Genomic DNA, 15375 nt, shown 5'->3' with positions numbered 1-15375 from the left:
TCACCCTGCAATCTCCAACGAATTCAGAAAAAACAAATCTTGGTAGAGATTCTAGGATATCCTTAGATCAGTGAAAGATTTGCCAAAAAAAGTAAGAATGAAGCTGGCAGCAAGAGTAAGTCAGGTAACACCTTCATTAACCTTAGCGATCGCAGCCAAGGCTAAGGCTCTGAAGGCAGAAGGAATAGATGTTTGTAGTTTTAGCGCTGGAGAACCAGATTTTGATACTCCAGCGCATATCAAAACCGCAGCAGTAAAGGCTTTGGATGAAGGCAAAACCAAGTACGGTGCAGCAGCCGGAGAACCAAAGTTAAGGGAAGCGATCGCCCATAAGCTTAAAATTGATAACGGTCTTGATTACAAGTCAGAAAATGTCCTCGTCAGCAATGGCGGTAAGCATTCTCTGTACAACTTAATAGTGGCGCTAATCGATCCCGGTGATCAGGTAATTATCCCTGCTCCCTACTGGCTAAGTTATCCCGAAATGGTGACTTTAGCCGGTGGAGTTTCGGTGATTGTACCCACAGATGCCACGACTGGTTATAAAATTACTCCCGAACAACTCCGTAAAGCAATCACGCCTAAGACGAAGTTATTTATCCTCAACTCTCCATCTAATCCTACAGGAATGGTTTACACGCCAGATGAAATCAAAGCACTGGCGAAGGTAATAGTTGATGCAGATATCCTTGTGGTATCTGATGAGATTTACGAAAAGATTCTCTACGACGGTGCAGAACATATCAGCATCGGTTCTCTAGGGAAGGAAATTTTTGACCGCACTTTGATTAGTAATGGGTTTGCCAAGGCTTATTCGATGACTGGGTGGAGACTTGGTTATTTAGCAGGGCCAGTGGAAATTATTAAAGCTGCGAGTACCATCCAAGGACATAGTACATCTAACGTGTGTACCTTTGCCCAATATGGTGCGATCGCGGCGCTGCAAAGTCCTCAAGATTGTGTCGAAGAAATGCGCCAAGCCTTCGCCAAACGCCGACAGGTAATGCTAGAAAGACTCAACGCCATTCCCGGATTGAGTACCGCCTCACCAGATGGCGCTTTTTATCTGTTCCCTGATATCAGCAAAACCGGTCTAAAATCCCTAGAATTTTCTGACGCTTTGCTAGAAGAACATCAAGTTGCAGTCATTCCCGGAATTGCCTTTGGCGCTGATGACAACATTCGCCTTTCCTACGCCACAGATATGGCGACGATTGAAAAGGGAATGGATCGATTAGAGAAATTTGTCAAGTCGCGTATTTAAACTACATCTAGATGATCAAGTCACTAGAGTAAACTTTTAAAATCTCTAGCAGATGAGCAGGTAGATTGGCATGAGTGAAACTACAGAAACGATTTTCAGCAAAATCATTAGTCGGGAAATTCCCGCTGATATTGTTTATGAGGATAATTTAGCCCTGGCATTCAAAGATATCCACGCCCAAGCGCCCGTTCACATCCTCGTCATTCCCAAAAAACCCATTCCCTCATTAGCTGATGCTGAATCTCACGATCATGCTCTATTGGGGCATCTTTTGTTAACCGCCAAACGTGTTGCAGAAGAAGCAGGACTGAAAAATGGTTATCGAGTTGTCATCAATACTGGTGATGACGGTGGTCAAACAGTCCACCACTTACATCTGCATATTTTGGGAGGACGGCAGTTAAACTGGCCTCCTGGTTGATAAAAGCCGATGAATTGTGTATTTAGACGCAATTCATCGCTAAAAAAATCACTCTCATCTACTCTAACTGTAATGAATTAGGGTTTATGGAGTCATTTCCACAATTTTGCCCACTAGCAACTCCATACTGCGATCGCGCAGAATACTCGCTTTAATCATGCGATGATAGTCATCTACAGACCATTTGGCTAGCGTTTTCATGCTCACATCATCTCTGTAAGTCTGACTTAATTTTACAGTGTCTCAAAGAGGCGATGCCTGCGGCGGGCTGCGCCTACGCTCTTCACAGTTAACCTCGCCAACCCGATAGCCTCAAAACTACCCGACTGATAGCCTGGCTGTATAACTACTGAACTCACGTACCAAGGAACTAGTAAACAATTATGTGCGACTATTCTATGGATTGAATTTAGAACTTTATAGTGAAAACATCCGTGCTGAAATTGAGCAAATAGGTAGTTGATTACTTTTTTCATCTTTACTCGAAGAGTTAGAGAAAAATGTTTTAGAGCTAGTTGCACTCTACCCGCCGCATCCAGAAGTTTATCGTGCTGCTATGCGTTTCTTCCGGTTAAGGGAGAACACAGAAAAATTAAGGTCTTTTGCTTGGGAACTCCTTGAGCTATTACCAACTGACGAAGAAGCACAACAAATTCTTGCCGAAAGCTATTTATCTGAGCGTAAGCTTGATAAACAAGATAAGAAAAAAGCTCTGCGTGTCATAGATCCATTATGGCAGAGGGAAGAGCTTAAACTAGAACAAGCTGTACGCTATGCAGATATATTAGAAGAGCTAGAGCAATACTCCAAAAGTTTAGATATTATTCTTCCTTTATGTGATCATGAGAACCTTGATGCTGATACTCAAATTCAAGCAAAATTAATTGCAGCTAGAACTGCTTTGAAGCTAGGTCAAAGTAAAATTGCAGCTAGATTAATTCCAGATATTCCTCCGAAACAACTAGGAGGTTCACTCATCTTTTTAGCAATTGAAACCCTTAGCGATAATGGAGATTTAGAGGGTGCTTTGGAGACTGTCAAGCAGTTTATACGCCGAGAATATAATCCAACCGAATATAATTCTACCATTATAGAGCAAGCAGTTCGTTTATCCCGCCAGTTAAATCGTGTCAAAGAGCTAGAAGATGTAATACGTTCACTTGGAAAATTTCGTATGTTGAAGGATGAGAGTTTTTATCAACATTTAAAAAACTGCGGATTATCTGATCTGGCACGTGAATTACAAAAGATATCCTAAACTACTTTGTTATTGGTACTCTTAATATTCTGAGTTTGGATGAGTTAACGCAGCTTTTACACAACTTCCACAATAAACGCCATCCCAGATAGATGGAAGTACCCGAAAAATGTCATCATAGTTAATGTAAAAACATTCTGGAGATAAGACAACGGTTTACGCACGCCCTTTAGCACGGTTAATTGAGCAATTGCAACGCTTGCCGGGAGTGGGCCCTAAATCTGCCCAACGACTGGCTTTGCATATTTTAAAGCGCCCAGAAGCAGAAGTTGAAGCTTTAGCACAAGCTCTTATTGAGGCAAAAAAACAAATAGGCTTATGTTCTGTTTGCTTTCACTTATCTGCTGAACCAGTTTGTGAAATCTGCCGCAATTCCAACCGTGACAACAGCACTATCTGTGTTGTAGCAGATCCCCGCGATGTGATTGCGCTGGAAAAAACCCGCGAGTACAAAGGTAAATATCACGTTTTGGGTGGGGTGATTTCTCCAATTGATGGAATTGGCCCAGAACAGTTGACTATAGTGGCTTTGCAGCGCCGGGTGAATCAGCAAAAACCTCAAGAAGTAATTCTCGCAATTAGTCCGAGTGTAGAAGGGGAAACAACAACTCTATATATCGGTCAGCTACTAAAACCATTTACCAAAGTGACGCGGATTGCCTTTGGTTTGCCTGTAGGTGGTGATTTGGAGTACGCCGACGAAGTGACGCTGGCAAGGGCATTGGAAGGACGTCGGGAGTTAGATTAGGCTTAAATAAACTTCCTTATTTAAAGCTAGCTTTCGCTTCTGCTCATCGCCTGACTAATTCTGTTAAAATCACGTTTGCCAGCACGTAAATTTTGAGTCAGTGCCATGTGTGCAAAGGGATTTGGGCAATCTCATAACCCAAAAATCAACAAGCTAGTCTTAAAGGGAGTGAGCTATTGCTAGTAAGGCAATCCAGAAGCCTCAATTAAAAGCATTTGCCTCTGGTGTCGCTTGAATAAGGAAAATGATAGAGTTAAGAGCGATCGCTATGCAAAAAATCTAAATAAGATATGTCTGACCAAAAAGATAAAGCTCAAGAAAAAAACCGCCTTGAGCAGCTTCAAGAAGAACAAGGCAACACCGATTCTAAACACTCAGGGGGTGCTGGCGCTTCTGGCGGCAACTCAGGTGCAGGTAAATCTGGCACATCAAAAATTTCTGCCACTGGTACACCTGATGATATCGAAAAAGTTGATCAGGAGCAAAGCTGACTCCGACAACGAGTCAAGGTTTAACTGCATCGGCTCTCATTTGTAACTAAACTCAACAATGGTGGATTGAATACCTTATAGCAGTTCTCAGTTGAGTGAAATACAGACCTAATAAGAACAGCCCCTTTCCTACTAGCGTTGGGGAGTAAGATTCAAAGCCTCTCTCCTTTTAGGAGAGAGGTCAAAGTGTATTGCATCCAAACGAAAACCGCTATATTATTGAGTCCACCATAGCGATCGCACAAGCTGCATGATACTAATGTTATTTACAGTGCTAATCCTAGATAGTTGTGGTCAAGAATCGGCGAGGAATAAAATAGCAGTTTTAGCAGCAGCACAAAAGATTAATTCGGCTTACCCGTAATCGTGAATGCTGCCCAGTAGTAAGGATGATTATAAAGATTTTTGTCTGATGCCATTTTACTATTTCTATATAGTTGTGTGGCTAAATAAGTTTGAATTCGTAATTCATCAGGATGCAGATTATTCAAGATATCTTCATACCACTTTGTCAGTTCTCCAGCAGTTAGTTCTTTCAGCCATCGTGTTGCTTCCGCTAAGGCAGTAACTGCTGATTTATTAGGCTGCAATCGTCGGTAAAACTCGATCATTACCAAGGCACTAGCTGAAGATTCTACACTCCAGAGAGTACTCACTACATGAGGAACGCCCTGACTCACAAAACCACTAACTAAACTCACATATTCACTGCTGATAGTGTAGTTGCTAGTACTTAAATTTTCACAGGCAGAGAGAGTAATAAGGTTGTAATTTGCTAGATTCTGTTGGCATTCATCTAGAGTAAGTTTGTCTTCACCTGCTAATGCTAATTCTGACTTTTTAGGTTCAGCTAAATTATTAGTGACGCGACCCGTAAAATGAAAGATGTTGTAATTAGCAAATAAGGCGTTTTCGACAATAATTTTCGTAGCTTCTGACCCCTGAATTCGTTTGATATTATTAAACATCTGGCTCACAACTTCTGACTCAAGTTTGGCAAATTTTAGTGTGGGATAAGCTGCACTCTCAGGATGTTCAACACTGAGCAATAACTGATTTTGCCACTGCCAAATCTCTTCAGTTTTTATTGATAAACCTATTTGGGCACTAGGTAGATAGGTAACGCTGAAATTTGACTCCACATTCGGCAACTCTTCCGGCGATGGGGAAGAGAGATGGAAAAGGGTATGAATGGGCAATCTGGACAAGTCACGGTGAGGAATTAAAACCAGTTGGGTGATGCCTTCGAGTTCCTGTGCAATTGTGGAAATATTCAGAATTTCATACAGTTGCAACAGTTTTTGTTCCATATCAACTCGCCAAGAATGCTGGCTTTTACTTTCTTTGTCTTGAGCCGTGCTGCGATATTCTTGATATTGTTGATGCCAATCTTCTAGCCAACTTTCAAATTCAATTAGGCGTTGTACTGCTTCGGGTAAGGGTAATTCATTTAGACGGATAGCGTCTTCTCCTAAAGGTATTGCCCCAGGATCTTGCATGGGTGTAAACAGGAGGATTGGTGATGGTGCTTGGTCTTTGAGAATGAAAGTATGTAGGGCAACTGGACTAATATGCCAGTAAATAATTGCTGTTGTGGGATTGAATAGTTCTTGAATTCCGCCATAATCAGGTGAGTAAATATGATCATTCCAGCCAGAAAGCAGCCAGTTTAAACAAGCATTTTTACCTTGTTCGGCAATTTGCCAAGCTTCAACTAAATCACCGGACTCTACGGCTAAATCAACTGCTAATTGCTCAAAGCCGGCAAATTTTAGAGCTAGCTGTTTTTTACTTTCGTCTGAGCGAGTTTCTTCACTCAGCAATTGTTGCAATAAATCTGTGCCGCGTTGCAGCAATTCTTGAACTTGTGTTGTTTGTCCCAAACCCATCAGCACTTTGCTTAGAGATTGCAAAACCTCTAGGTGCAACTGGGGAAAATATTCTAGTGTGAGGGTTAATAGCGCTTGATGGTATTCAGATGCGGCTTTGCGCCAATAATCGCGGGTATTGGGATGTTTTTTACCTCGGTCGTAGTAAGTATTACCGATCGCAACATGCAATCTACCCCAACCTTCTGGATGGGTATCTGTCCGCAGATGCTTTAACCCTTCCTCGTAGCTGGCTAATTTTCCTTCGTAACCGCTTTGTTGTAAGGCGGGATTTGTCGCTGTTATCCGACTCGATAAATTCAGCAATGCCTCAGAATCTACTAAATTACCGATCGCAGTTCCCCGACCAATCCAAGCTTCCCAATAATCTTGTTTAATTTGCAAAGCGTTGTCATAACAGGCGATCGCTTCGGCAAATTGTTCTAAAGAAAACAGTGCTACTGCCTGATTATACCAAGCTAAGTGGAAGTCGGGTTTAATGGCGATCGTTTGCTGATAGGAGGCGATCGCTTCTTGGTGGCGCCCTAAGTTGTCTAATGCTATACCCCGGTTGTACCAAGCTAAGTAGAAATCGCCTTGAACTGAGAGGGCTTTGTCCCAGGAGGCGATCGCTTCTGACCACTTTCCTAAATTAAACAGCACTACACCCCGGTCTATCCAGACTTCGTGATACTCTGGGTGAATTTCTAGCGCTTTGTCGTAAGATATAATCGCTTCGGCAAATTGTTCGCCTACAGCCAGTGCTATGCCTCGGTAATACCAGTTTTCCTGGTCTTCTGGTTCCAGATGTAGCGCATGGTCATAACTAGAAATAGCTTCTGGTAGCCAACCTAATTTTAACAGCGCCAAACCCCGGCTAGACCAAGCTTCTTGGTAGTCTGGTTTGATTTCTATGGCTTTATCAAAAGAAGCGATCGCTTCTTCAAAATATCCTAATTCTCCCAGAGTTCGACCTCTGTTATACCAAGCTTTGTAGAAGTCGGGTTTCAGTTCTGTAGCGGTTTGGTAAGATGTGATCGCTTCATCAAAACGTTCTAAATGAAACAGCGTCAAGCCTCGGTTAAACCAATATTCGGGGAATTCGGGTTGTAGTTCAATAGCTTGGTCATAAGATGCGATCGCGCCTAACAAATCACCCGTTTTCGCTTGTTGAAGACCTTGGTAAAACAGCGTTTTAGCCTGGGTAACAGGATTATCGCTATGTCGCTCAATAATACCAGAGGAATTATTGCTTTGATCTGCCAAATTAGCAGCAAGTTGCTGCACTAAATTGGTACTTTGATCCAACCTTACCCACAACTCATCTAGGGTATAAGCAACATTTGGCTCTAAATTAGTCAAAGTGTTATCCCAGGTTGACTCCGAGTCAGACGTTGTTAATTCAGTTTTTTTTCTAGTCGAAAGGACATTTGTTGGTGTTTTAGTTGGAGTAACTTCCTCTTCATCACCGAACCTCAGTTGGGCTAATGAGGTGATTGAATCTTCGGCTGCCGGGAGAGGGAGATTTTCTCTGATTGTGGTTTGGGTGTCTTCTGGTTCATATTCCAATACCAGTTCCTCTAAATTCTCAGTCAATTCTTCCTCTGAAGAGACATTTTCGGGTGCTGACGTTATTAGTTCAACATCTTGCAGATCATATTCCCATAACTGTTCACCTAAGCTACGGATTAGCTCTTGACCAGGGGAAGTTGGGAGAATTTCTTCATCGGTTGTAGATTCTCCGACATTTCCCTCGTCATACTCCCATAACTGTTCGCCTAAATTGCGGATTAACTCTTGCCCAGGAGTCGCTTCTATTGCATTTCCCTCGTCATACTCCCATAACTGTTCGCCTAAGTCGCGGATCAGCGCTTGCCCAGGAGTCATTTCTACCCCATCTTGCGCCTGATTGTCCTCATACTCTATAGGTATGGGTGAGTTTTGTATGGGTGAGTTTTGCATCAGCCGGATGCCAATGTTGTATGCAACGTCTCCAATTCTGCCAATCCCAAGTTCTCCCAGCTGCACCATCTGGGATGCTAACAGAGGATTCGGTGCAGGTGAAGCTAACAAGCTTTCGCCAAACGTCACCAACCAATCTATCCAGCGTTCAGCCGGAATCCGATTTTCGAGCCGTTGCAGATACCTTAATGCCCACTGTCGTCCTCGTGCTTGATGCACGCCTTCTAACAATTGGATAAACAATTGTTCCAGATCCGCATTGGTTAGTTCTGGTAGTACCCCCACCAGATTACGTCCTCTCCCACCCTTGAGAGAACGACGAGTCTGCTTACTTTCAATGAGGCGCTTTAAAAACCTTTTAAGCGACTGCGATATCCGCCTGAGCATTTGCCACACTCTTGGATTTTGTTTTTCTAGATTGTAGCCATCGTTGTGTTCAAAAAATCATCAATTACGTAAAAACCCATTAGATCCTGACAGCGCTTGCGTAGTAAATTAGCAAAAAATATACAAAACTTCAAGAGCATAGCATTAGAACGTTACAATTACCAGATTCAACTCTTGAATTTGGAGTTTGCCAAGCCCTTAATTTTCTGTTTGCTCTGTAGTCGATTGACCAGCCGGATATAATTGACTAATCAATGCCTGGACAAGCAGTTGTGGATCGTCTGTCTCAACGGCAAGCTGTTCAGCAATCTGCTGGCGTAAGTTTTGATCCTGCTGCAACATCACAAACAACTCTTCTAGGGTGACAGTTTGGGATTCTCCCTCTGGGAGGTTTTCTGGCTGATCTGCTGATTCTAATATTGGGGCGGTTGGCTCAGAGGGCAAAGTTGTGCTGAGAGCATCCGGCCCTTCATATTCCCAAATTGGTTCGCCTTGATTGCGTGTCAATAATTGCATCCCGATACTATAGGCAACATCTCCGACTTCTCCGATGCTCAACTCACCCAGTTGCACTAACCGCGCAGCTATTTCATTATTGGGTGTAGCTGATGCCAGCAATCTGTCGCCAAAGCGCCCTAACCACTCAACCCAGCGTTCAGTTGGGATGCGATGTTCAATATTATGCAGCCACTTCCGTGCCCATGCTTCCCCTCGTGCTTGATGTACTCCTTGCAACAGTTCGTTGAAGAGAAATTCCAGATCCGTATCGCTTAAGGGAGGTGCTGGTTCTTTTTGCACATTCCCCCGATATTTTGAGGCAGTCTGTTTTCCACCAAACAAGCTCTGAAAAAGCTTTTTGAGCCATTGAAATAGCCGCTTGAGCATCTGCTGCACCATCGATTATTGCTTATCCTAAAATTGTAGCGATCGCACTGGACTATGGCGTTAGTTCAGTCAATAAATGTATTTTTCCTGTTGGGCATTGGGGAAACAGGGCATTGGGCAGACTTACTGCAACTTTCCCTGTGCTCCCCTGCTCCTTTGTCCTCTTCTGTGAGGTTTAATAGTTCATGGTGGAAGTGTTGAGATTTCTTAAGAAGACATTATAAAATATTAGCGACTGTTAGCTAGCTTTGTCTTACGCAATTTACGGTTTATCGAATAGCCTAAAGAAACCTCAAAGATTGGTTCTGCTACGCAAAACCTGTCCCTCTCCTTGGTAAGGAGAGGGATTTCTGTCAGGACTCTTTGAGGTTTTTGTTTTGGGTAATTCGATGACTTGTGTGTACATCGTAGCTTCCTTAGTACACGTCACCGTAAAAGGGGTTCGGAAATATTCAGACTTGATCTTGGGTTTCACTACGTTCTACCCAACCTACGAATGATTAAATTCCATACCCTTTTTGTGGTGTTCTGTACTTAGCAGGAAAGGGGGGTTAGGTTCTTGATTACTGAATCGATGCTCTAGCCCCTTATTGAAGAAAGAAACAAGGAGACTTGGCGACTTGTCTCTTTCTTGAATTTTTCCAACTCCCCACTCCTCTTATTAGAACAAATGTACTAAATGGTATGCTATAATTCCGATACTTTGATGTTGAAATCATAGTAGAGGATAAGCTATAGTCGCTTACTTTCCTGAGTGCCAAAATTTACGGTATTAGTTGAGTGTAAGCGCTATGTGAACATCCACAAACAAAGCGGGTACGAGAGATTAAAATAGTTGAATCCTAAACTCGACTCGGTGCTACTAATTAACTTTGAAAGGCATTGAAGTCTATATTTCCATGTCTTACGAACCCCTGCACCACAAATATCGCCCCAAGAGTTTTGCTGAACTGGTGGGTCAAGAGGCGATCGCCACCACCCTCACGAATGCGATCGGCACATCCAAAATCGCCCCCGCCTATTTATTCACTGGGCCTAGAGGTACGGGGAAAACTTCTAGCGCCCGGATTCTGGCTAAATCCCTCAATTGTCTCAAAGGTGATAAGCCCACTGCTGAACCCTGCGGTGTGTGTGAGGTTTGTCAGGGGATCACCAAGGGCTACGCTTTAGATGTAATTGAAATCGATGCCGCCAGCAACACTGGTGTCGATAATATCCGCGAGTTGATTGAAAAAGCCCAGTTTGCTCCTGTGCAGTGTCGCTACAAGGTTTATGTGATCGACGAGTGCCACATGCTCAGTACTCAAGCGTTCAACGCGCTACTGAAGACATTAGAAGAACCACCGAGACACGTAGTTTTTGTATTGGCGACAACAGACCCGCAACGGGTGTTACCAACAATTATTTCGCGCTGTCAAAGGTTTGATTTTAGACGCATTCAGTTAGAAGCGATGGTGAAGCATTTAAGTGCGATCGCCTCTATAGAAAACATTCATATTTCACCCGATGCTGTAACCCTCGTAGCCCAACTTGCTCAGGGAGGGTTGCGAGATGCCGAAAGTTTACTCGATCAATTGGGTTTGTTAGCGGGAGAAGTGACACCAGAGCGAGTTTGGGATTTGGTGGGTACGGTAAGCGAACAGGACTTACTGGGGCTTTTAAATGCGATCGCTCAAGATAAACCGGAAGCAGTTCTGGACTGTACCCACTACATTCTAGATCGTGGTCGAGAACCCCTAACTATTTTGCAAAATCTCGCCGCTTTCTACCGCGATTTACTCATAGCTAAAACAGCACCCAACCGCCACGATTTGGTTGCTTGTACTCAGCAAACCTGGACAGCGCTAGTTGAGTTTGCCCAATACTTGGATATGAGCGCGATTTTAGCAGGACAGCAACACCTACGCACATCAGAAGTGCAAATTAAAAATACCACCCAGCCGCGTTTGTGGTTGGAGGTAACATTACTAGGATTGTTACCCAGTGCAACAAATATTCAGCCACAAGCCCCAAGTATCTCACCGCGAGTTAACACACCTGCTGTATCTCCAAGCTATCCTCCAGCAGTTGCCCCAAATCAGGCAGTCTCTTCTGTACCTTTAGCTGATTCGCAAACAAATCACAATTTTGCAAACCATCATCTAGCATCGGCCCAAAATCAGCCCGTCACCTCATCTCCCCCAGCTGAACGCCAAACAAATCACAATTCTGCTGCTAACTCAGTTTCACCACCAACCCCAGAACCTGTATCTGTACCCGTGCCATCTGCGAACATTGAATCAGTAACTTCAGAAGTTGTTGGGGAAGCAGAGTATGACTTAACTCAGGTTTGGCAACAAGTGCTTGCTAACCTCCAGCCAAAATCAAGGCAAGAAATGCTGCGTCAAATGAGCCATCTCGTAGAGTTCGATGGTGCTGTGGCTCGAATTGCGATCAAACAGGCATGGTATGACAAGGGGAAATCTGATCTACCGATGATTACGGCAGCTTTTCAACGGACTTTTGAGCGTGAAATCCAGATAAATATAGAAAAAGGAACTTCTTCAAACTCTACTTCAGCCAAAAAAAATCCTCCCCCAAAAGACTCTAGTCGTGTTCAGCAGCCACCAACTGCCAGTTACAACCAGCAAATTTCGCCTCTAGCGCCAGTACCGCAGCCAATCACGCCACCACCAGCACCACTAAAAACCGAGTCGGCATCAAATAACGGAAATGGTGTAAATGGCAATGGGGCAAATGGTAATGCTGTAAATGGTAATGGGATACAAACTTTGCCTCCAACGCCACCACGAACGCCTGCACCTGATTGGGAAGTTGACGAAGTAGCGATCGCAGCTCAGCGTCTTGCAGAATTTTTCAACGGACAAATTATCCGCTTTGCAGATGATTCACCAGAATTCTCTGACTCAATCACTACACCTGAATGGGTAGAAGAATCAGAGGTTGATGATGAATAACCCTCTTATGTTGAATTAGAAAGTGGGAAAATTATAAAACTTATTTGATGCGGAAAAAGAATAAAAGCTGATGTTACTAATTATATTTTACTCATGATTTTCGTTTCAATAAAATACTACAAAGCTATATCCAGCTTGGATTTTGAGTGTTATTACTAGTTAAGTTTATTTTGTTTAATTCGTTAGTTGTTTGTTTGTACCATAAAATCTGCGATAGAACCGATTTTTGTTGAGTAATTTATTTTTTGGAAGTCCCACATAGTTGCTTCTAAAGTGAGGGATAATCGCTATGGCTCAGGTCGGGATTGACTGGTTTCCCCCAGCCAACGTAAGCTAAGTTGTCCATTATTGTTGTCGTGTTCTTCTCCAGAATAACAAACCATACAATAAATATACGTGCCTTCTTGAGGCCACTGAGCATAATCTAGGGGTAGTGGTTTACATTCCTCTTTGTAGTGAAAAATAGGGCCAATATGAATTAAACCTATATACTTATAGCTATCCTTTGGAAAATCATCGACTTCTATAAATATGCCAAAGGGTCTAATTTTTCCTACTTTTGCCCAAAACTTACGACCAATGGGAAATTGCTGCTTAAGCAGTAACCAATGTTGTTTTCTAAGTAGCCGCCATTGCTCTTCATTCATTTTCATCAGAAGTTTCAGGCACGAAAGTCAGCATTTAAAAGAGAGATTACACTTGTAATATTTTTGGCTTTGCACAGCTTTTTCAGAAGAAAAAATGAACTGTGAATATCAAGGTCTACAGTGAAAAAGGCACGAGGTAGAGGGCATTATTCCTCCTACCTCCTGCCTGTGTTATTTTTAATTCCCCAAAGGGGCTATTCCCCATTCCCAGTATGCAAAGTTTTCACCCATTTCAGCCGCTTTGGTCTTACCGACATCCGGGCAGTAGTACTGCTCATGACGACTAACCAGTGCAACATATATAAACTGCCGCGCAAGGTTTGCACTAGCAACAGAAAATATGTAGAAAGTGGGAATTTTTGCTCTTGACGTATCCGCCTCAGACCTGTAAACATCCCTACCATCGACATAGAAATGGACAAGCCTGTGATCGGACTTAACATTGGTGGACGATGACGAGCGATCGCCATTAATAAATCTGGTACTGTTGCTGTGGGCAAAATATACATAATCAGCATAAAAATCAGCAAATCCCAGCTTTTGCGCGTTCCCATGCGGTTTTTGAGAATTAAATCCCAGTAATCCAGATAGCGTTGATAACCGCCTTCTGCCCAACGGTTGCGCTGATGCCAGAGTGAAACTGCGCTCGTCACTCCTTCCTCTTGCACAGATGGATGGAAAACACACTCAATATCCCATTTCTCCAAATGTAAGCGGATTGTCAAATCTAAATCATCGGTAATAGTTTCCTCATTCCAGCCACCACAGCTTTCCAAAGCTGAACGCCTGACAAATTGACCATTGCCCCGCAGTTCGCCAATGCCACCAAGGGCGGTTCGCTGTCGCTGAAACCAGGTATCAAGTGCCATTTCTGCCATTTGCCCCTTAGTCCAAAAGTTTTCTTTAGCGTTGGCGATCGCTTTTCGCACCTGCACCGCCCCCACTTTTTCTCTTTGAAATAAAGGTATTACCTGTAGTAACAAGTCTGGTGTCACTTGGGCATCAGCATCAAATACTGCTATAATATCGCCCTTTGTCAGTGGCAATACCTGATTCAACGCCCCCGATTTGCCACCACTAGCTTCTGCTGAACGCCTTAGTACTTTCAGTTGCTCGTGTTTCTGCTCTAGTTCTGCTAATAAATGTGGCGTACTATCACTGCTGTGATCATCAATTATCCATACTTCGTACTGCCCACCTGGATATTCCAGATTACAAAGATTTTTGACTAATTTAGCAATTACCGCTTCCTCATTTTTCGCAGCCACCAGTAAAGATACAGAGGGCAAATCTCCCTGTATTTCTTTTGGATAGCGACGGGATTTAGTAAACACTACCACCAAGGCATGAAATCCTAGAATGGTGGTCATTCCTAGAATAAATATAGAAGCCCAAGAAACTAAATGTAGAGCGATCGTGCCACTCCAGACGATAGTCAAGACTAGAGCCGCCTTACGTCTACGAGCTTGAAACCGGGGTGTTAGAGACACAGGATCTGTCTCTAACACTGACTCCTCATCTACTGATAGGTCAGACAACAAGGAGTTCAGAGGATCAAGCTCTTGATAAGAATCTTCTTCGGGCCAGGAATTCGCTGGCATAGGTTAGGTTGCTTGATTGAAAAACCAGTATTTATCTACAGTTAGTAATTTTACGGTCAAATATCCCTAAGCTACTTTTCCCGATATTAATCGGAATGGGCAAACTGCAATACCCGCTATCCCTAAGCCAAAAACCATTGGGACTACCTTTTTGTCACCGCCACTCTGCGTAATTACCTCGGATTAACCACGGTTGCTACTCTTAGACAGAAGCTTGATTCCTTTGATAGCCACTTAGGCAGGAAGCTTGTAGAGTCGGACTTTCTCCAATGAGAACTCCGGTTTAGGCAAAGTAATAGCAAGGTAGCAGCAGCTAGTTGTTGGGAGAAATAGCAATAACGGCATCCACTACTTTACAGTGGGTATTTTTAGTGTTATCTTTCCCAGCTATCGATAAAAGTTAATGCAGCATCATTGTAACCGAAATTTTAATATTTCTTAGCAGTAACTTCATTTATGGTGCATTGGGCATTGGGCACTTGTACTGAGCTTGCCTGCCCTGAGCCCTTCGACAAGTGTTACCCTGAGCTTGTCGAAGGGCTCAGGGTAACACCTGTCGTTCGCGTAGCGCGATGCCCTGAGCTTGCCGAAGGGTCTCCAAGAGTTGGGTCGAAGTAGCGTTCGCGTAGCGTCTCGTAGAGAAGTCGTTGGCGCAGCCTAAGAAGAGAAGTATTGGGCATGGATTATTCCGCTTGTCGCCTTTGTCCCGTTCATCCCCCACTCCCCACTCCCCGCTATGTGCTTTAGACACATCTTTTGGGAACACTACTAACAGCCACTAATATCCCTAATTGCCAAATAACTTGAGGAACATTTAACAATGTCTATTGAGCAAATCCAGCCTGCCACTGAACAACAAGCCAGTGTTTACTTACCTTACGTTCAG

The 15375-nt window shown here is 43.4% G+C and carries 11 protein-coding genes; 6 read left to right on the top strand and 5 right to left on the bottom strand.

Annotation, left to right across the window (positions count from 1 at the left end):
- The first annotated feature begins 97 nt into the window (after positions 1 to 97).
- The 5 genes from ACYTXL_RS19325 to ACYTXL_RS19305 all read left to right on the top strand — a co-directional run bounded on the left by ACYTXL_RS19325 (position 98) and on the right by ACYTXL_RS19305 (position 4182).
- Positions 98 to 1264 carry a pyridoxal phosphate-dependent aminotransferase gene (locus ACYTXL_RS19325; protein ID WP_334788351.1) on the top strand — a complete coding sequence of 389 codons (1167 nt, stop codon included), beginning with the start codon at positions 98 to 100 and terminating at the stop codon, positions 1262 to 1264.
- Positions 1265 to 1334: 70 nt separating this feature from the next.
- Positions 1335 to 1685 (top strand): histidine triad nucleotide-binding protein, encoded by a 351-nt coding sequence (locus ACYTXL_RS19320; protein ID WP_334787326.1) that lies wholly within the window; start codon positions 1335 to 1337, stop codon positions 1683 to 1685.
- A gap of 556 nt (positions 1686 to 2241) precedes the next feature.
- A complete protein-coding gene (locus ACYTXL_RS19315; RefSeq protein ID WP_461926156.1) occupies positions 2242 to 2943 on the top strand; it encodes a tetratricopeptide repeat protein in 702 nt (233 codons plus the stop codon).
- 190 nt (positions 2944 to 3133) lie between these two features.
- Positions 3134 to 3691, top strand: a complete 558-nt coding sequence (recR, locus tag ACYTXL_RS19310; RefSeq protein ID WP_292789635.1) for a recombination mediator RecR — start codon at positions 3134 to 3136, stop codon at positions 3689 to 3691.
- Between the two features lie 290 nt (positions 3692 to 3981).
- A complete protein-coding gene (locus ACYTXL_RS19305; RefSeq protein WP_334781111.1) occupies positions 3982 to 4182 on the top strand; it encodes a hypothetical protein in 201 nt (66 codons plus the stop codon).
- A gap of 344 nt (positions 4183 to 4526) precedes the next feature.
- Here the strand turns inward: ACYTXL_RS19305 and ACYTXL_RS19300 are convergent, their stop codons facing one another.
- Together ACYTXL_RS19300 and ACYTXL_RS19295 are read right to left on the bottom strand one after the other, a co-directional pair.
- Positions 4527 to 8399: a CHAT domain-containing protein gene (locus ACYTXL_RS19300; protein ID WP_461926155.1), complete on the bottom strand. Its 3873-nt coding sequence runs from the start codon at positions 8397 to 8399 to the stop codon at positions 4527 to 4529.
- Positions 8400 to 8597: 198 nt separating this feature from the next.
- Complete coding sequence (locus ACYTXL_RS19295; protein WP_461926157.1) at positions 8598 to 9284, bottom strand: hypothetical protein; 687 nt, start codon at positions 9282 to 9284, stop codon at positions 8598 to 8600.
- Between the two features lie 899 nt (positions 9285 to 10183).
- On the opposite strand from ACYTXL_RS19295, the gene ACYTXL_RS19290 reads away from it, so the two are divergent.
- Complete coding sequence (locus ACYTXL_RS19290) at positions 10184 to 12241, top strand: DNA polymerase III subunit gamma/tau (protein WP_461926154.1); 2058 nt, start codon at positions 10184 to 10186, stop codon at positions 12239 to 12241.
- Between the two features lie 287 nt (positions 12242 to 12528).
- On the opposite strand, the gene ACYTXL_RS19285 is transcribed toward ACYTXL_RS19290, so the two are convergent.
- From ACYTXL_RS19285 to ACYTXL_RS19275, 3 genes are all read right to left on the bottom strand, one after another.
- Positions 12529 to 12894, bottom strand: coding sequence for a hypothetical protein (locus ACYTXL_RS19285; protein WP_461926153.1), 366 nt, complete (start codon positions 12892 to 12894; stop codon positions 12529 to 12531).
- A 188-nt stretch (positions 12895 to 13082) separates the two neighbouring features.
- Entirely contained in the window at positions 13083 to 14489 is a 1407-nt protein-coding gene (locus tag ACYTXL_RS19280) for a glycosyltransferase family 2 protein (protein WP_461926152.1), read from the bottom strand.
- Between the two features lie 518 nt (positions 14490 to 15007).
- A complete protein-coding gene (locus ACYTXL_RS19275) occupies positions 15008 to 15169 on the bottom strand; it encodes a hypothetical protein (protein ID WP_461926151.1) in 162 nt (53 codons plus the stop codon).
- Positions 15170 to 15375: the final 206 nt, after the last annotated feature.

It is taken from the genome of Nostoc sp. (genome assembly GCF_054880495.1).
This window is presented reverse-complemented; position numbering and strand designations above follow the sequence as displayed.